At 56.9% G+C, this 20,466-nt stretch carries 10 protein-coding genes; 1 reads left to right on the top strand and 9 read right to left on the bottom strand.

All coding sequences use genetic code 11. The features are described from left to right. The first annotated feature begins 70 nt into the window (after positions 1-70). Positions 71-10,873 carry a VCBS domain-containing protein gene (locus ACUZ9Q_RS13080; protein WP_449248017.1) on the top strand — a complete coding sequence of 3,601 codons (10,803 nt, stop codon included), beginning with the start codon at positions 71-73 and terminating at the stop codon, positions 10,871-10,873. 115 nt (positions 10,874-10,988) lie between these two features. On the opposite strand, the gene ACUZ9Q_RS13075 is transcribed toward ACUZ9Q_RS13080, so the two are convergent. The 9 genes from ACUZ9Q_RS13075 to ACUZ9Q_RS13035 form a co-directional block, all read right to left on the bottom strand. After that, on the bottom strand, positions 10,989-11,912 hold the full coding sequence (locus ACUZ9Q_RS13075) for a phosphoglycerate dehydrogenase (RefSeq protein WP_215648288.1): 924 nt from the start codon (positions 11,910-11,912) through the stop codon (positions 10,989-10,991). 248 nt (positions 11,913-12,160) lie between these two features. Continuing rightward, complete coding sequence (locus ACUZ9Q_RS13070; RefSeq protein WP_022659683.1) at positions 12,161-12,343, bottom strand: hypothetical protein; 183 nt, start codon at positions 12,341-12,343, stop codon at positions 12,161-12,163. A 131-nt stretch (positions 12,344-12,474) separates the two neighbouring features. After that, on the bottom strand, positions 12,475-14,430 hold the full coding sequence (locus ACUZ9Q_RS13065) for a sigma 54-interacting transcriptional regulator (RefSeq protein WP_256267591.1): 1,956 nt from the start codon (positions 14,428-14,430) through the stop codon (positions 12,475-12,477). Between the two features lie 335 nt (positions 14,431-14,765). Next, a complete protein-coding gene (locus ACUZ9Q_RS13060) occupies positions 14,766-16,196 on the bottom strand; it encodes an SLC13 family permease (RefSeq protein WP_192112673.1) in 1,431 nt (476 codons plus the stop codon). A 533-nt stretch (positions 16,197-16,729) separates the two neighbouring features. Next, on the bottom strand, positions 16,730-17,806 hold the full coding sequence (buk, locus tag ACUZ9Q_RS13055; protein ID WP_449248016.1) for a butyrate kinase: 1,077 nt from the start codon (positions 17,804-17,806) through the stop codon (positions 16,730-16,732). 151 nt (positions 17,807-17,957) lie between these two features. Then, positions 17,958-18,863, bottom strand: coding sequence for a bifunctional enoyl-CoA hydratase/phosphate acetyltransferase (locus ACUZ9Q_RS13050; protein ID WP_308584563.1), 906 nt, complete (start codon positions 18,861-18,863; stop codon positions 17,958-17,960). Positions 18,864-18,879: 16 nt separating this feature from the next. Then, positions 18,880-19,104 (bottom strand): 4Fe-4S dicluster domain-containing protein, encoded by a 225-nt coding sequence (locus ACUZ9Q_RS13045; RefSeq protein WP_022659689.1) that lies wholly within the window; start codon positions 19,102-19,104, stop codon positions 18,880-18,882. Beyond that, positions 19,104-19,634 (bottom strand): 2-oxoacid:acceptor oxidoreductase family protein, encoded by a 531-nt coding sequence (locus ACUZ9Q_RS13040; protein WP_449248015.1) that lies wholly within the window; start codon positions 19,632-19,634, stop codon positions 19,104-19,106. The genes ACUZ9Q_RS13045 and ACUZ9Q_RS13040 overlap by 1 nt, the downstream gene beginning before the upstream one ends. Position 19,635: 1 nt before the next feature. Then, on the bottom strand, positions 19,636-20,466 hold the full coding sequence (locus ACUZ9Q_RS13035) for a thiamine pyrophosphate-dependent enzyme (RefSeq protein ID WP_449248014.1): 831 nt from the start codon (positions 20,464-20,466) through the stop codon (positions 19,636-19,638).

Here is a 20,466-nt window from a genome sequence, read left to right as displayed (position 1 = left end):
TTGCGGCTTATGCCGTTTTGCGCGTTAAACCGGGTGTTTTTGTAATGCCCAGTAAAAAGAAGGTATTTCCATGGCAGACATCAAGCTTGTTCGCCCCTCCGCCGGTCAGACTGCCGTTATTCCCAGCGCGCCCGATGCCCGCATGGTTCTTGATTTCTCTGCTGACCAGGTCAGCATTGAACGCCCGCAAGGTTCCGACAGCCTCTTTTTCCGTTTCGACGATGGCGCAGCCATTGAATTGCAGAATTTTTACACCCAGTACAACAAGGACGACATTCCCTCATTTGAGGTTGACGGTCAGCTCATTGCGGGTGCGGATTTTTTCAACGCCTTCGGGCCAGACCTTGCCCCTGCCGCCGGCCCTTCGGCTTCGCCCACTCGCAGCGGCAGATACAGCGATTTTGCCAACGCGGGGCTTGAAGACGGCGTAAACCACCTTGACGGGCTTGATTACCGTCTTGGTTTTGGCGGCGACACCCAGCCGAACATCAATCCCTACGCTTCGCCCTTTCTCACCAATGCCGCACCCACGTTGTCCACTGGCGGCGCAGCCATTGCCATTGGCCTTACGGAATCTGCATGGGACGGCAAAACCGCCAGCGCCGCGCCTGTGGTCAGCCAGAGCGGTTCATTTTCTGTGGCCGACCCGGATGGCGACAGTCTGACCACCACCGTGAGCATGGGCGGCAAGGTTGTAGCGGTCAGCACCGCTGGCCCCACGACTGTTGAGAGCGACTATGGTACGCTTGTTATCACGCCCTCAGGCGGCGGCAGCAACATTACCTTTACGTACACCTACACCCTCAAGCAGGATCCCGACAGCCCCACGGACAGCCTTGCCCAAGGCGAGAAACAGGCCGACAACATTGTTTTCTCCATCAATGACGGGCAGGGCCATACCGTGACCCAGCCCATCAATGTTGTCATCACTGGCAGCAACGATGCGCCGGATATTACGGGGGTTGGCTCTACGCTGACGCTCAAGGAAGGCGGCGTCTACGCCGACCAGCCTGTGGGGGACAAACTGCATGCGGATGAGCTGAACGGCGCACCCGGTGTGCAGGCTACCCTGAGCGGCACCATTACGGCTCATGATCCCGACCACGGCGCGCAATTGTATTTTGGCCTCAAGGACGTGAACGGCAATCTGCTGGACATGACCAGCGTCAACGCTGACGGCACCCTCAAGGGCACGTTTGTGATCGGTTCTGTTAACAATCCCGACCATACTACTTCCGATGTGGTGGTGACGGGCATAGCCGAGCAGGGCGGGCAGATTGTCATCAGCACCAATTATGGCGATCTGGTGCTGGGAAAAACCAGCGACACCACGGCCACGTATACGTTTACGCTGAAAAACGCCGATGGCGAGGGGGCCACCAACAAACTGGCCGAGGGGCAGCAGGTCAGCCTGAAGTTTGCGCCCTATGTGCGTGACGAGCACGGCGCTGAAGACGGCAACAGCTCAACCCTGCGTGACGGCACCGCGGCGGGCAACGCCATTGTTATCAACATTCTGGGCACCAACGATGCGCCCACCATTACGCAAAACGCATGGAACGGCCAAAGCGGCAGCACCGCCCTGAGCGCCACCCTGACTGAAGCCAGCGACAGCACCGCCCAAAGCTCTGTGACCGGCACGATCATTGGGCATGATGTGGATAATGGCGACTCGCTGCACTACGGTCTGATCCAGCCCGGCAGCGACACCATGCACGGCAAGGTGTATGTGGTGCTTGCCAGTGACGGGCACACCTTAACGACCACCACGGATGCATCCACCGCCGCTACGGCCAAAAATTATGTGGGCGAATTCACTCTGACAGAAGATGCAGACCCCACCAAGGGCGCATCCTACAAGTTCACTCTGTACAATGATTCGCCCGCCGTGCAGGGCATGCAGGCTGGCGACTCGCAGGATGTTTCCATAGGTCTGGTGGCGCGCGACAGCTTTGGCGCCTATGTGCAGGAAAGCGTCAGCGTTACCGTCAAGGGTGCCAATGACACGCCCGTTATCACTACCGCACCGACTCTCGCCGCATTGTCGGTGGTGGAACTCGGCGTCAAGAATGTGCACGGCGATCCCAACGAGGCTTTTGCAGGCACATCCAAGGATGCGGATTCTGGACACAGCTTTACTGTGACCGATGTGGACAATAACGACACCCAGGCCGTCAGTATTGCGGTGAAGGAATTGCCGGGCGCGGCTTTTAAGGACAACCATGACGGCACCTATACCGTCACCACTCCCGAAGGCACGTTTACGCTCACGGCTGGCGCTGCCGTTGCCAATGATTCCGGCAGCAGCAAAACCTACACGTATTCCTACGAGCTGAATAACAGCGCCAGCGAAACGCAGGCCCTCCATGAGGGCGAAACGCGCAATTATACCTTTACGGTTACTGTCACGGACAGCAAGGGCGCGCATGTTGATCAGGCCGTCAGCCTGACCATCACGGGCACCAACGACCAGCCCCAGTTGACCATAACTCCCGGCGACTCCGGCACGTTAAAGGAAGACACTGCCACAACCACATCCGCAGGCACCTGGGCCGTGGCCGATCCTGATAACGATGGCGCCAGCCAGACTCTCTCCATTGCGGGCATGGGACAGGCCGCCAGCGGCTCAATGAATATAAACAGCCATGCTGGCAGCCCCGTTTCCGTCGCAACGGACTACGGAACATTGACCCTGAAGTCTGACGGCACCTATACCTACGAGCTGGATAACAGTAAGCCCGCCGTGCAGAAACTTGGCGAGGGGCAGTCGCACACGGAAAGCTTCACCGTTACCACCACAGATATCCATGGAGCCAACCACTCCCAGGCAATAACAGTGGTTATTAACGGCACCAATGACAATCCCGTCATTGGCAGCTCCGTTATCGCTGTTGACGTGATTGAAAAGGGCGTGCAGGGCAGCCATGACCCCGCCCACTCCAATGATCTTTTCAACGGCACGGTTGCGGCTCAAGGCTACGTTACCGCCACGGATGTGGACGATAACGACAATTCTGGTGGCAAACCCGCGCTGACCTTCAGCGTGGCCGCCGGAACCGGCACCACGGTGGACAACAGCGGAACCAACAGCGCAACAACCGTAACCACCAGCTACGGCACACTTGTTATTGACCCCAAGACTGGCGCTTACACCTACACGCTCGACAACACCAAGGCCGATGCGCTCAACGAAAACCAGAAAGTCACGGAAACCTTTGTGGTCAAAGTGGCTGACGGACACGGCGGGTCAGTAACCCAGCCCATTACCGTGACCATCACAGGCACAAACGACAGGCCCGACCTTTCCCTGGCAGCACCGAGCGCCAGTTCCTTTAAGGAAGACAGCGGCAGCTATCAGGCCAGCGGCACCTTTACTGTGGCTGATGCCGATGCTGACGGCGCGTTCAAGGGCAGCACCAACGGTGCGGCCAACCATAGCTATGCCATCGCTGGCGGCACCTCCGGCGGTGAAACCACTACCGGTACGGTCAGTGTGGATCCAGGCACTGGCGTGGCTACCTATACGACCAAGTTCGGCGTTCTTACCGTCAATCCGGACGGCACCTACAAGTATGATCTGAACAATGGCTCCAATGCTGTGCAGAATCTGGGCGAGGGACAAACCCATACCGAAACCTTCCAGGTCAAGGTAACGGATCTGCACGGCTCCACAGACACGGAAACCGTTTCCTTCACGATCACGGGCGCCAATGATCAGACCCTGATTGACAAGACCAGCGGCACCCTGACGGTCAAGGAAGCGGGCGTGGTTTCTCTGGCGGACCCGGCGCACACCGGTTCTGGTTCGTCCATCCCGGGCTACAACAATGTGGCCGCCAACGGCAGCAAGCTGAACGATGGTTCCAAGGCAGTGAGCGGCGGTTCGTTTACCGTGACGGACATGGACACCAATGATGTTCTCAAGGCTACGCTCAGCAGCTCATCTGGCATCAATGTCAGCAAGCTTCCTGTCCTGAACGGTGCAGGCACATGGACCGTCAATGATACCTACGGTACCCTGACAGTCACTGGAGTGAGCAGCGTCAACAGCGACGGGTCGGAATCCATCACCTATTCGTACAGCTACGCCGTCAATCAAACCAAAACCGCAAGTCTGGCCGAAGGCGAAACTAAAACCCTGAATTACACCATTTCCGTTACGGACGGTCATGGCAATCCTGTGGCGCACAATATCGCCATCAACGTGCAGGGCACCAACGATGCGCCCACAGTGACGGGCAAGACCCTTACGCTGAAGGACGACGGACGGCTGGACGGCGGCAACGCCCATATGCCTTCCGGCACAGGGGATCCTGCGGCCCATGGCAACAGCTATAAAGATTCGGTTGAGGGCGCGTTGACAGGCAAGGATTCCGATACCGGCGCCACATTGACGTATGGCCTCATCACCGCTACTTCCGGCGCAAATGCCTACAAGCATTTGGGCACAGATTCCGGCGAGCTTTCGACGGGTTCCGTGGCTGGCACCTTTGTTAAGGATGGCGTGACCCAGACCACTGCCATCGGCGCAGACATGGTTGCGAGCACTGGCGCATATCCCGGTACTGGTGGCGGCAATGCCACGGTTATCAACGTCTACGCCGCCGGGCAGCCGCATTCTGCGGAGTCTCTCTACGGTACGCTGTATCTCAACGAAGCCACCGGCAAATATACCTTTACCCTGGCGACGGGCAGCAATGCCGTTAACGCCCTTGGCTCTGGAGAGAAGCTCACGCTGAACTTCAAGGCCGTGGCCGTGGACGAACACAGCGCATCTTCCACAGCGATTACCATTCCCATTGTCATTTACGGCACCAACGACAAGCCCGTGCTGACCCTGACCGACAGTTCCCTTGAAGTGACCGATGGCGGCCCTGTTTCTGACACCGCCCTGGCAGGCAGCGTCAAGGTGACGGATGCGGATGTTAACGATTCGCATACCTTCGGCATCGTGGACAACAGCGTTACCGAAACTGGCAATACCCCTGCAATGACTTCGTCTGTGGCAGGCAACTACGGTACGCTGAGCATCAACCAGCAGACGGGTGAATACACTTACACCCTCGCCAAGAATAACGCCGCCGTCATCAGCCTGGACAAGGGTGAAACGCTTCCCGAAACCTTCCAGATTGCCGTGGTGGACAAATACGGCGCGTACAGCCTGCAAACCATCACGGTTACAATTAACGGCAAGGACGATCCCACCATTATCAATACTGGCTGGGTCACGCCCAGCAATGCCGTTGTGGAGTCTGGGGTAAACCCGGTCACCAGTGCCGCTGCTGCTGCCAATGCCGCCAAAATGCAGGACGGTAGCGCTGGCGTGCGCACTGCCACTGGCTACATTGGCGCGCATGATGCTGATACCACGGACAACAACGCTCTCGCCTCCGCTGCTGAAAGTGCCAAGCTGCACTATGTTATTCAGGTGGATGGCAAGAACTGCGATCTGAATGCCCTCATGGCTGGCACAGGTCTGCAAACGGGCACAGCCAGCATAGATGCCGATGGCAAGCTGACCCTTACGGGTGGTTCTGCCAGCACTCTTGACGTGGGGCAGGCCGCCAAAGATGCCAGCGGCAACATTGTCATCAAGCTGGAAAACGGTTCGCTGACAATCTCCAAGGATACCTCGCATACTGACGCCAACGGCGCGTCCGTGTTCAAATACGTTTACACTGTGGACAATACCGATGCGGATGTGCAGGAAAAGAACTTTCATGAACACACAGAGGACAATTTCTCGGTAGTCGTTCATGACACTGCAACCAATACGGATGTGGCCAAGGCCCCAGTTTCCATACGCATTGAGGGCGCCAACGACAGGCCCATCATTACGCAGGCCCCTGCCGTCACCCTTACTGAAAGTGATGCGCATTCCACGACCGGACAGGTAGAACTGCTGGATTATGAACAGACCGGGGGCACAGCCCAGACGGTATCTTCGGGTTTCACCTTCTCGCTGGTAAAGTCCACCACTGACTACTCTGGCGACACACCAGTTCAGCAAGGCACGTACGGTCGCCTGATTATTGATCAGGCCACTGGCGAATACCGTTATGAGCGGACAGAAGATCTGACGTCCCTTGCCAAGGGCAGTTCTGTTACCGATACCTTCTATGTGCGCGTCAAGGATGCCGACGGCGCGTATTCTGAAATCAAGCCCATTGTCATTACCATCACAGGTGAGGATGCCGCAGGCAAGCTGGCAGGCAACGCCCTGACCGTCAAGGAAGACGGCGTCACAGGTTCAATCCAGGGCGTTCTGCACTATACCGAAGCTGACAAGCTGGGCGCCAACAAGGCACAGCCTGTTGATGCCAGCGGTGGAACACTCGCTGCCGGGGTTATTCGCGGGCATCTTGGAGTGAATGATCCGGATACCAATCTGGATGCCGATGGACATGCCCTCAAGAACCTCACCGCAGGCGCGGAGAAAGACAGCTACAGCACCTACACATACAAGACCCTGTCCTATACTGACGGCACGGGGACGCATGATGTTGGCGGCAGCGGCAATGCCACTGCCGGGTATGACTACAAGGTTGGCGACTACGGCACATTGCATGTGAATGAAGATGGTTCCTATACCTTCACGCCCAATACCAGCAGCACGGCATTCAACGGTCTGGCCCAGGGTGAAAATGTCAGTGTGAACCTCGGCATAACCGCCCACAGCGACAGTGCTTCGCATGGTCAGTCCATTGACGGCTCTCTCAGCATTACCATCAACGGCACCAACGATGTGCCGGTGGTGAAGGCCGCGGCCCCATCGTTTACGGTGCAGGACTACACGGATGCCTTTACCGGGGGGAATGAGGACGCCAGCTTTACCACTCTGGCGAACCCCGCCACTGCCATTACCTATCTGACTGACCACCCAGATCTCATCAGGGCATATGTCACTCAGGGCATAGATAACATCATGGACGAGGTGAAGAGCCATTCTGGCCCATTCGGTAAGATCATCGACTTCTTCCACGGATGGGACGATGTGCAAAATTGGCTGACCAAGGTTGCCAACGGCGCGGCCAAAACTCTTGATGATTTTGGCAGGCTCGATAACCTGCTCACCAGTCTGAATCTCGGAAAGGACGTGAGTTCTTTCCTCTCCACCGTGGTTGGTGCTGAACGTGTCATTGTGGTGGATTCTGATGAAATTGCGGGCTGGTCCAATGGCTCATTGTTTTCTTCCCCTTCTGGCGACCCTGTGGTGCGCGGTACGCTCAATACTGCGGACCTCGTGACTGACAAGGATCATGGCTCCAGCCTTACGTTCTTTGCTGTTGAAAAGGGCGGTTCTGGCAATCTTGTTCAGGAAATAAAGGGTGAATACGGTACGCTGATCATCAGCCCCAATGGTACGTACCAATACGTGCTGGATCGGGCGGGCAGCAACTACCAGAATTATGTGAAAAATCATGCCAGTGGTGACACCACCACGGAAACGTTCACCATCTATGCGCGTGACGACCATAACGCCGTGGCCGAAAAGCCCATTGAGCTGATCATCAATGTGGGCAAGATGGGCGATAGTGTTGGCGGAGACGGCACAAAGTCCGGCAATCTCCCGATCAAGGATGTAACTGATTCCGTACAGGAAGACGGCCTGATTGGTGAACAACATACTGGCAAAACTGTTACCGCGGGCAGCGTAACGCCGAGCAACAATGGCAAGTATGATGCCGATATGTTCCTGATTGACGGGGCTGGGCATGAGACATCCGTTATTTCAGATAAATACGGAACGATTACCTTGTTGCCCAATGGCAGATACAGCTACACGCTGAACAATGACCATCCGGACGTGCAGGCGCTGACAAAAACGGATACGATCATTCAAAAGTTTACGGTCACCAACGGCAGCGATTACAGAACTATTACCATCACCATCAATGGCAGCAACGACAAGCCATACGTGGTTTCGCAAAGCGACACCGTGGCCCTGGAACAGCATGCGGACGGCACATGGGCGCAAACAGACCCCTCTGGTTCCTTCACCCTGGCCGATGTTGACAGGGGTGAAACAGACAAGCTCGAACCGACCTCGTACACGGTTGCAGGCAAGCTCGGCGGCATATTCACTGTCACCAAGGGCAGCAACGGCAACTTCTCCTACACCTATGCGGCTCCCGCTGGCGGCACGAACTACAGCGGGCATATGGAAGACAGCGCAACGCTGACTCTTTCCAATGGCAACACTGCTGGCGACAAGGTGGATGTCAAACTGTCCGCCGATCTTAATTACGCCAACGACAAGCCCAGCGCCCCTGTGCTGGTGGCTGGTTCTGATGTCGCGGTAACGGAAGATTCCCCGGCGGACATGGTGGCCAAGGGCTCCATTACCGCTACAGATCCGGACGTAACCGCGACCGGTGCGCCCAAGGATGCGCTTAGCTTCGCCATTGTCGGCAGCGACGGCAAATCCACGGGCATGGTCACGGACAAGGATTATGGCACCCTGATCATGGGCAAGGATGGCAAGTACGAATTCCATCTCAATACCAGTAGCGAGGCTGTGCAGCAGCTTGGCGACGGAAAATCGCATGAAGTGACCTTCACTGTCCGCGCGAGCGATGGACATGGCGGCTACACCGATGCGCCCCTCACAATCACAGTGAATGGTGTCAACGATGCCCCTGTCATTACCCTCCATGCCGATGGTTCCAGCGTGGCTGGCTCGGGCGCGGCCCTCTTTGTGGCTGACGGGCAGGCAAACCTGACAGTCGGCGGAACGGCCGTGACGTACGATGTTGATGCAGGCGACAGCCTCACGCTCAAGCTCAACGGGCAGGCCATCGCATCGGGCAGCACTTCCGTCACAGAGGATGTTTACGCTTACAAGGACGCCTCTGGCTGGCATGTGGGCACCAGCGCTTCATCTGGTGCTGTGCTCATGGGCCTGCTGGAACTGAACAAGGACGGCACCTACAACTTCCAGGGCGACAAGGGCGGTATTGCGCATCTGGCCCAGGGTGAAACCCTGACCATCGACGCCAGAATCGGCGTGAGCGATGCAGCCGGAGCAACAGATACAGCAAAGGTTGCCGTCACTATCACAGGCACCAATGACGCCCCCAAAATGGAAGCCTTTAATGCTGACGCAACAACGCTTACAGATAATGGCGCTAGCGTTCAGACGCTTTCGGGCACCATTGCCGCCACCGATGTGGATGGCGACACGCTGACCTACTACATCATGTCTGGCGGCAAGTATGTGACGGAGCTGCATGACGGGCACGGTACACTCAAGCTTGATGGCAAGAATTACACCTATACGCTTGATGCTGCTTACGCCAAGAGTCTCGAGGCTCAGGGCAAGGATGTTACAACAGAAGGTGGCGCGTTTACCGTTGTGACCGTGGACAAATACGGCGTGGAAACCAGCCAGACCCTGGCAATCACGCTCAAGGGCGTGAACAACGACCCCACCTTCACCGCGCCCAGCCTTTCCATTGTGGAGGGGGCAAGCCCACTCACCGGCAATCTGGGGGCTACGGACGTGGACACCTCTGATGCCCTGACATACAGCCTTGCCTACGGCTCTAACAGCGCCACTGCTTCTGGTGCAACAAATGCTGTTGTGGAAGGTCACTACGGGCAACTGACTCTGGACGCCTCCGGCAACTACAAGTACACCCTGACCAACCACGAACTGGCCCAGGGGGCGAAAGCCACGGAAACCTTTACCGTTACAGTGAATGACGGGCAAGGCGGCACGGTAAGCCATGACGTTGTTGTCAACATCACCGGCACCAATGATGCTCCGGTGGCGCACCTTGATGCCTCAAGTCATGCGCTTTCAGCCACAGACGTTGATCTGGGGGATCACCTGGCGTTTTCCGTGAACGGGCACGAGCTGAATGCTGTTCCGCAGGGCACCACAGAGGTGCATGGCGCGTTCGGTACGCTGACCTTTACCGCTGATGAAACGCATAAGGATATGTTCTCCTATGGCGATTACAAGCTTGATTCCAGCTACGATTCCATAAGCAAGCTGGCTGCCCTGCACGAGGCAGGCTCGGACCTGAAGGACACTTTTGGCTATACAGTGTCTGACGGTCATGCCACCAACGGACAGGCAAGCGGCACTATCTCTGTGGATATCAATACTGACAACTGGGATGGCCAAGGCGGGCATTTGCTCTTCGCCCAGGAGAACTCCTCGACGCATACCTATGAGGCCGCAGGCGGAGCTGGCAGCGACATACTGATTGGCGGCAGCCATGACGATATCCTTTACGGCGGCGCTGGGGACGACATCCTCTACGGTGGTGCAGGGCACAATGAATTGTATGGCGGAGACGGCAACGATACCCTCTATGCCGGCAATGCAGGCGACCACCTCTATGGCGACGCAGGCAATGACCATCTCTACGGCGGGACAGGCAACGACTTCCTTGACGGCGGGGCCAATACCTTCGCCACCGATGGCGGCGGCAACCATTTGTATGGCGGCGCAGGCAACGATGTGCTGGTGTTCCATCAGGGCGACACCATTGACGGCGGCAGCGGCACAGACATGCTGCTGGTCAAGGGCGGCAGTGTGGATGCCCTGTTTACAGGAGCGGAACACGCCAAGGGCGTAGACAGCATCACAGGCGTGGAGGTAATGGTCAGTACTTCCGGCGATGCCTTGAACAACCTCACCGATATGGCAGAAATTGCGTCCAAAACCGGGGTTTCCATCAGTACTGGCAGTGACGGCAGTACCGCTGTGTCATTTGATGCTTCGCATTCATGGACAACCACAACGCAGACTGCGAGCAATGGCACCGTGTGGGATGTGCACAGCACAACTATAACTACCGACAGCGGGAGTGAAGCCGTACAGGTTGCCGTGCAGCATCTGACGACCAATCAGGGCGGCTAGTGGAGCGCATGCTCTTCTAAGCAGTCAATAACAGGCCCGCCCGCATTCTCCTGGAGGATGCGGGCGGGCTGCATTTCGCGCCCACAGGCGCGCACTATTCAGGCAGTGAAGCTGCTTACAGCCCCAGATCGCGCAACAGGTTGTCCACAGCCATGTTGCCCATGGTTTCCGTGGCTCCAGCGGTGGAGGACGAGCAGTGCGAACCCATCACAAGGTTGTCCAGCTCATACCACGCCGGATCAGCCGGGGGCTCCTGTTCAAATACGTCAAGGCCCGCGCCGTAGATGCTGCCTTCTTTCAGGGCTGCCATCAGGGCAGCTTCGTCAATGAGCCCGCCGCGCGCGGTGTTGATCAGCACGGCGGTCTTTTTCATGCTTGCAAGGCGCTGGGCATTGATGAGGTTGCGGGTTTCGTCCGTCAGCACCGTGTGCAGGGTGATGAAATCGGCCTCGCGGCAAATGCGGTCAACATCTGCGCGTTCCACGCCTTCCTTGGCGGTCCAGGCATCGTCCCACACAACGTCGTGGGCCAGAATCTTCATGCCAAAACCCTGTGCGCGTTTGACCACGCAGCGGCCAATGGCCCCAAGGCCGATGATGCCGATGGTTTTGCCGTACAGGTCAATGCTGGTGATCTTGCCCCAGTCTTTCTGGCGGCAGCGGCGGTCAATAAGCCCGGCCTTGCGCGCCACCATGAGCATGAGGGTCAGGGCGTAGTCGGCAACGGCATTGCTGTTGGCCCCTACGGTGCGCGAAACCGCGATGCCGCGCTCCTTGCAGGCCGCAAGGTCGATGTTGTCCAGCCCAACGCCGTATTTGGCAATGGCCTTGAGGGCGGGGGCAGCAGCCAGCACAGGGGCGTCCATGGGGTCAACGCCAAGAATAACGCCAGCGCAGTCGGCCAGTTTTTCCTTCATCTGCTCGGCGGAGAGAATGCCGCCCGTGTCGTTGCGTATCACTTCCAGCCCGGCCTGGGCCAGACGGTCAAACAGCTCGGGATTGGTTTTGCCGAAAGAACGGGGTGTTACAAGAATTTTCACAAAAACTCCTTGTGCGGATATGGGCAGAATCTGGGCCGGGAACCGGCGCATACAGCCTTACTACTCTGCGGGTATTTGTCAACGAGTGCGGATAAACGAAAAACCGCCGGAACGGCGGCAGCGGAATGCGCAAAATGGCCGCTTGCAGCCGGGCCGCAGGCTGATCCTGATTCCTGGCATGTCCTCGTAACGCGCAACAGCCGCCGGGTAAAACCCGGCGGCTGTTCCTCTTCGTACGGCAAAGCGTATTATGCCTGCACGTCCAGCTTTCCGCCAATGCCCTCGGCGGCAAGCCCTTGGCTGCGCATGTTCTGCTCCATTTCCGCGCCCTTATCAATAGTGCCACTGATAAGCGCTGCAGACATGTTGGCCTGAATGTTCAAGGCGCTTCTGGCCAGGCTTACGCTCATGCCCATCTTCACATCGTCCATGGCTTGCTCCTTGGCCGCTTGTGCGAACCTGTGCATCCATCTGATCGGTCAAAGCGCAGAAAACTGTAGGGCAAAATACAAAGGCAAAACCAGCCGCGATTGGCTTCGGGTCATACTCGCATCACTTGGGGTCAGTCCTGCCCCTGCTCTTCGCCTTCAAGCTCCTTGAGTTTTTTCCACACGGTCACGCGGCTGATGCCAAGAGCGTCAGCCAGGGCTTTTTTGTTGCCGCCGTGCTCTTCAAGCGAGGCCTCCAGAATGAAGCGCTCCATCTCTGCCATGGTGCCGCGCGGCACCTGCAAAACATCATCCAGCGGATGGCATGGGCCAGCCATGCCCTGCCGCAGGCAGTGTCGCCGCATGATGTCTGTAATCAGCGCGTCAAAGTCCTGTTGTTCGTCATAGAGGGTAAACACGCGCTCCAGAATATGCTCCAGTTCGCGCACATTGCCCGGCCAACCGTGCGCTGACAGTGCGGAAAGCGTTGCATCGTCAAACTTGAGGCGGCTGCGCCCGGCCACGTGTTGATGGTTCTTTTTGATAAAATGGGCAATGAGCGTGGGAATGTCTTCCTTGCGCTTGCGCAGCGGCGGTATTTGCAGCGGCAAGATATTGAGCCTGAAGAACAGATCGCGCCGAAAAGAACCTTCTTGCGCCATGGCGTAGAGGTCGCGGTTTGACGCCGCAATGATGCGGACGTCAATGTTGATTACGCGGTCGCCGCCAATGCGGAAGATTTCTTTTTCCTGCAAGGTACGCAGCAGGCGCACCTGTGTTGCGAGGCTCATTTCGCTGATTTCATCCAGAAACAGCGTTCCCCGGTGAGCCAGTTCAAACATGCCCGGCTTGCCGCCCTTGCGCGCGCCGGTAAAAGCCCCTTCCTCATAGCCAAAAAGTTCGCTTTCCAGCAGGTGCTCGGGCAGGGCCGCGCAGTTCAGGGCCACAAAGGGGCCTTTTTTGCGCTCGCTGAAATTGTGGATGCTCTGGGCAAAAAGCTCCTTGCCGGAGCCTGTTTCTCCTTCAATGAGAATGGATGCGCTGCTGCGGGCATAGCGCTTGGCTTCGGCCACAACCGGGCCAAGGGTGTTTTTTGAACCGATAATGTCCGAAAAATTGTATTTTGCCACCAAACCCTTGCTGGCAAGCTGTACGCGGGCCTCAGCTTCGATTTTCTGGATTTTGGAAAGTTCCTGAAAAACAATGATGGTGCCCTGGTCATGCTCGCGCACGCGGATAGGCACGCGGTTGACCACCAGGGTCTTGCCCTTGAGGGGCAATACCTTGTCCACTGTGTATTCACCGTTGCCGAGCATCTGCTTGAGTTCCGGCGGCGTTGACGGGGCATCAATGTTCATGCCCACCAGCTTTTTGCCGTGCAGGTCAAGCATCTGCTTTGCCGGGCGGTTGCAGATGGCAATGGTTTTGTCTCGATTGACGGAAACAATGCCGCTGAGGGAATAGTTGATAATATTGTTCAGGCGGCGGGAGCGGGTACGCTCCTTGATGTGCTGGTCAACAATATTGCGGGCGGAAAGCACCGCCTGATGCACGCTGTCCTTGCTGGAGCGTATGAGATAGTAGGGCAGGCCGTACTGTGCCGCCTTTTCAATGACGCATCCGCCAAATCCGACAATGGCAACATCTTTCAGCGTGGGAAGACGGGCAATAATACTGTTGAAGTCCTGCTCGTTGCGGTAGATGACCTGACGAAAATTTTTAAGTCGCGCAAAGGCCGCCAGCGATTCAATATCAACGCTCAGATTGCTGTCGTAAGTGATGCAGAGCAGGTTCTGATGACGCTCTGACGCTTCGCGCAGGGGGGTGACAATGTCGTTGGCTGTAATCTGGATGGGCACTACAGGTGTTTTGACCATCTGCTGGATGGCGATGGCCGTTCCCGCCTGGCTGATGATGACATCGTAACGGTTTTCCACCTCAAGCGCGTGGAGGTGCCCGCTATTGTAAATGCCGCCATCAAACACATCAACCTCAACGCCGAACTGGCCTGCGGAGTGGCGCACAAGCTGGGCCATTTCATCATAAATGGAAACGCAAAGAATACGCGGTTTGAAACTGGCTGGCAGCATGGGAGCCTCGTCATCTGATGGATTCGCACATGGCGTATGTGCCGGGCGGTGTAAAAAACATAAACCTCGCTGTATGCAAAGTAAACATGAACAGCATGAAATATTGAATGAATACAGCGGGTATTGAGTACGCGCAGGCCAAAGCCTGTGTTGCGTCAGCGCCGCATTACCCTGCCATGCAAGCAACGCAAGTCAGGAATGTCTTGCACCATTTATGCCGCGATTATTCCGTATCTTCTGTTCAACGACGCAGTCACGGCAAGGATTTCACAATAAAATCCATGCCGCGACTGCGTAATAAATCCGACTTGCGTACCGGATACGCCGGAATCGCGCTATTTTATGAGGCCGAGCATCTTCCAGTAAGGTATGCTGATAAGAAAGGCCACTATACATATGGCGGTATAGGCAGCCGAGAGTTTGATCATGGCTCCGTGCCGCGCCATTTTGCCCTGTGTGCCGAAATGGGCGCAAAGGTAAATGGAGTTCATGTAGCTCAGGTACCAGATATCGCTGCCGGCAAAAGTGACCATGCAGGCGATCCAGGGGTTCATGCCGTGGGCAATCATGATAGGCGGAAGAATCAGCACAAAGATTGCCGAGGCGGATGTGAGCGACACAATAACCAGTTTGACGAGCGAGGCCACAACGACCAGCGTCACAATGAACAGGGCGGGTTCGGAAATCACGTTGGCAAGAAGGGGCTGCAGCTCCGTACCAAGCCAGCGGTCAACCTTGAGCGACTGGATAACCGAGGCCATGTTCAGGATGCTGCCCACGAAAACAACGGACGACCAGTCGATGCCTGTCTTGAAATCGCTCTTGTCCATAACCTTGAGCAGCATGAGCACGCACATGGCCATGAGGGAAACTTCACCGGCAGATATCTTGTGCAGCGATTCGGTCATCCACATAAGCAGGGTGACGATAAGCACGCCCATGCACAGTTTTTCATTTCGGGTCATGGGCCCGAGCTTTTCAAGCTGGGCGTTGCTGTAGCCTGCGGGCAGGCTGACCTTTTCCTTGGGCTTGTAGCAGGTCACGATGAAAAGACCCATGCCGAGGAAAACGCACACGCCATAGGGCAACGACCACAAAAGCCACTGCAGCCACGTAACGCCGCGATAAGCCTCGGGCAGCATGCCCACCAGCACATAATGGCTGAACGAGCCGCTCATGAACATGTGGCCCATGAGGATAAAGCCCACATAGCATGCGCCAAACAGGCCGTTTGCCGCGTTGGACTTGCGTTCAATGCCAAGTTCATCGCTGATGCCCATGGCAATGGGCGAAGAAAGCGTGGCCTTGGCGTTCATGCTGGGAATGAGCGGCCCGATCACCGTGCCCGAACCAATCAGCCCCCATACCTGCCCGGCAAAGCTGGCAGGGAACAGCTTGAGCACCCAGAGCGAGATACGCTTTAAAAGGCCCGTTTTGCCAGCCACTGCGCCCAAGGCGAATGCGCCGACCATGATCCACCAGCCGGAGGTGGAAAACGTGGCAAACGCTGTTTTAAAGGGCACGCACTTGAAGGCCGACCACAAGATACACATCATCAAACCGGTGACAAATTCGGGCACGATTTCGGTAATCCACCAGCCCACAGCCCACACGGTGATGCCAAGAGCAATCATGGTCTTTTCGTTCAGGCCTTCCGGCGGCGCTTGCAGGGCGACCCAGATACCAAGAATGATGGAAAGAACAGACCCCGCAAGGCGAATGTTTTTGACCAGATTCCCTTTGTTTTCAGCAGCGATTTCAGCCATGACACTCCCTTTGTGTAAAAAATGGAACGGCCTCGGGGCATAAGAATGGACGAAAAATTGTAGGCCCTGAGCAGGCCGGAAAAGCAAAGGAGGCGCTATTTACCCAACCTGAAAATGTACTTTACTTCATATGTTAAGTGTCACATCAGATACAAACACAATAACGCCCTTGCTATCCTCTATTGTGCGGCAGACCGAACACAGACAACCAGTCGTTCTCAACGCGTTTGAGATACCCACGGCGCTCTTTCATGAGCGCTACTATTGATACCGCTTTGAGCAATTTTTATGCCATAGTTGTCTTGTAAAATTATTGTTTATTTTCAGTTAATTGCCATGCAGCGTGCGCACATGTGCTTTTTTTGCGCTAAGTAAATTAACACGCAAGTTAAATATTGTATTGTTAGAAATGCACCACCTGCCAGAAGCCGCTGATCATCGGGCAGGGACAAGGCGCAGTATGCGCCCTGCCCCTGAGGGTCTGCTTGAATGACAGGGATTGGGGCAAGCAGAGTGACACGGGTAGCACCTGACTATTCGTGGAAGGTATGGAAACCTTCTTCCTTGCGCAGTACGCGCAAAATTCCGTAGGCCAGCGCTTCCAGCTCGTTTTCTCCCGGCAGCACCATGACTTCGCCGAGGAACTGTATCCGGGGCACCACACGTTCAATGATGTATGAGGAGTTGGCCAATGCGCCGGTAAGCACCACAACATCCACCTGACCGTTGATGACCGCAGCCAGCGAGGCAATGTGCTTGGCTACCTGATAGGTCATGCCGTCGTACACAAGGCGGGCTTTTTCATCGCCTTCGGCAATGCGTCGTTCAACCTCAAGGGCGTTGTTGGTGCCAAGGTAGGCCATCAGGCCGCCCTGACCGCGCGTGCGCCGCGTGGCTGAATGGCGGTCAAACTTGCCCGAAAAGCACAGGTCGATAAGCTGCCTGTTGGGCAGGCCGCCTGAGCGTTCGGGCGAGTAGGGGCCTTCCTCATCGGTGATGACGTCAATCATGCGCCCCTGATGAATGACCGTGGCGCTGATGCCTGCACCCATGTGGCTGACGATGATGTTTTTGTCCGCCAGCTTCCAGCCCTTGTTTGCGGCGGCCTTGATGGCCATGGCGCGCATGTTGAGGGCATGGCACGAGGCCTTGCGGCGAATTTCCGGCAGGCCGGAGAGCTTGGCGATGTCTTCCATCTGATCCATCACCACGGCGTCATAGATGTAGGAAGGGATGTTCAGCGGCTTGGCGATTTCGTGCGCCAGCAGCGCCCCGAGGTTGGAGGCGTGGTCGTCAATGGGGCGGTGCCGCAGAAAGTCCAGCATGCCTTCATCAACAAGGTACGCGCCCTGCAACAGCGGGGGCAGTTTGCCGCCACGACCGGCCACGGCGGAGAGCTGGTGCAGGTCAAACTGCTCTTCTTGCAGCGCCTTCAGTATGGCATCCAGCCGGATGGGAAACTGGGCAACGTTGCTCTCAAAATCGCGCAGGGATTCTGCCGGATGATCCACCTTTTTCTGGAACAAAAGCTCATGGTTCTTGTAAACGGCAATCCGCGTCGAGGTGGAACCGGGATTGATGGAAAGAACGGTATAGTTGGTTTCCGCCATGTCATATCCTTATGGGACAATGTGAAATGCTCTTGCTGTCATGGGCTGCCGCGCCTGATGCGCTGAGCTGCATTGCGGCGCGGCAGCCTGAAACCTTGCCGCGCAGTTGCCTCAGGGGAGCAAGCGGCAGGGCCAGCCCATCCGCAGTTGGCTACCCCGCGGCAGAGGCCGCAAGAACCATGGTTCTGAACTTGTCTTCAGCGCTTGCCGCGCGGGAATTAAGCACCACCGGCACCCTGCCGCCCACCACGATGCCTGCGGTCAGTGCGTTGGCCGTATGGCGCAGGCACTTGATAAGCACGTTGGCGGTGACAATATTGGGGCACACCAGCAGGTCTGCGTCGCCAGCAACGGGGCTTTCGTAGCCCTTGGTGGCGGCTGATTCCGCGCATACCGCCAGATCGTAGGATATGGGGCCTTCAATCAGGCAGCCGGTGATCTGGCCGTTTTTGTTCATTTCTTTCAGCGCCGCGGCGTCAACGCTTTCAGGCATTTTTTCATTAACGGTTTCCGCAGAGGCCAGCACCGCAACCTTGGGGTTATCAATGCCCATGCGCGCAAGGGCATCCACCGCGTTCTGGATAATGTCGCGCTTCTGTTCGAGCGAAGGCGCAATGTTGATGGCGGCATCGCACAGAGCCAGAAGCTTGGGGTAGGTGGCAACCTGCACAATGTTCATGTGCGAGATCAGCCGCCCGGTGCGGAAGCCGGTTTCTTCCTTGAACAGTCCCTTGAGAAGAACGCCGGTCTGGATCAGGCCTTTGAGAATAAAGTTGGCCCGGCCTTCCTTGACCGCCATGCCCGCCCCTGTGGCTGATTCCTGCGGCGTGGCAGTTTCAACAATGGGATAGGCATCGCCCGGCAGGCCTATGGCCTTGAGTTTGGCTGCGATATCTTCCCGCTTGCCAAACAGCAGCGGCTCCACAAGGCCCACTTCAACAGCGTGCCGCACAGCTTCAAGCACATGTTCGTCTGCGGCTTCCACCACAGCCACCTTGCACTTGTGGGCTTTTTGCATCACTGCTGCTTCAAGCTCGTCAAAGTTTTTGTATACCATGACAGACTCCGGCCTGTTATTTTTCCAGAACTTCAATGGCAAAGTCGGGGCAGACCATCATGCACGTGCGGCAGCCTATGCAGGCCTGCGCATTGACCGGAGTCATAAAGAGGTAGCCCGCCGCATTGTATTCCGTGCCGAAGTCGTAAACGGACTTGGGGCAGAGTTCCTTGCAGTAGCCGCAGCCTTTGCAGAGCACGGCGTCCACGCAAACTTCAAAAGTTTTCTTTTCCTCGCTCATCAGTTTCCCCCCCCGGCGGCTTCGGCAGCAGCAGCGCCCCGCCGGATCACTTCCATGTTAATCTTGGCCACGTCGGGTTTGCCCTTGCGCTCGGCGATGCTCAGCAAGGTGTCCAGCGGCAGCGCCCCGGTAAGCGCCATGGCCGCCCCAAGCCCGGCAAGGTTGGCCGATTTGGGCGCGCCCAGCTCGTGGGCGATCTCGGTCATGGGTATGCCGATCCAGTTGCTCATCTGGCGGGGTTTCATGAGCGAGGTGTCGTACACAACAGGGGCTACGGCTTTGTCGTAGCGGGTACCCACAACCTCGTTCAGCGCAATGATCAGGTTGGGTTTGACGACCTGCTGGAAAAGGATTTCCGCATCGTCCATCAGCACTTCGGCGCTGATAAAGCCGCCGCGCTGCGAGATGCCGTACGACTGGGACTGCACCACGTTGCGGCCACCCAGAATGGCAGCCTCAGCAAGGAAGGACGCGCAAAACACAAGGCCCTGCCCGCCGGTGCCAGCCATGATAAATTCATACTGGGCCATGCTACTTTCCTCCCTTGGCGGCCGTGATCACCGCACGTTCGGCCTCGTAGCGAGTGTTGAAATCGTGAACATCCTTGTCGGCGATGACGCCGGTGACAAAGTAGCCAAGATCCGCGGCATTCTCGATGGAATCAAACTTGGCCTGGGAAACGGCCTTTTCCTTGAGATTGCGCAGCATATCCACAGGCTGCTTCATCTTGTTGCGGGGGCCGAACAGGGTGGAGCAGGGGCTCATGGCTTCGATAAGCGAAAATCCTTTTTTCTGGACACCGGCAACGATGCGGTTTTTGAGACGCATGCCGCTGGTGACGGATTCGCGGGCCACAAAGTTGGCTCCCGCCGCGCGCACCAGGTCGCACACGTCAAAGCCGCGCTCGGGGTTGCCGCCAACAGACGTGCTGGTGATGGCCCCGTTGGGCGTGGTAGCCGAATACTGGCCGCCGGTCATGCCGTAGTTCAGGTTGTTCACAATGATGGCCGTGAGGTCCATATTGCGGCGGGCCGTATGGATAAGATGGTTGCCGCCAATGGTGGTGCCGTCGCCGTCGCCCATAAGAACGATGACGTGGAGATTGGGGTTGGCCGCCTTGGCGCCGGTGGCGAAGGTGAGGGCGCGCCCGTGCGTGGTATGCAGGGCATTGGCGGAAATATAGTCATCGGCCTTGCCCCAGCAGCCAATGCCGGTGACGACAAGAACGTCTTCCTTTTTGAGATTCAGCTCGTCCATGGCGCACAAAAGCGCGTTCAGGACAATGCCGTTGCCGCAGCCCGCACACCACATAAGCGGCAGTGCCTCTTTGTTAAGAAGCGAGCGTGAAATAGCCTGTGCCAT

The sequence above is a fragment of the Desulfovibrio desulfopostgatei genome (genome assembly GCF_053570645.1).
Note: the sequence above shows the minus strand (reverse complement) of the source record. Positions and strands in the feature narration are given on the sequence as shown.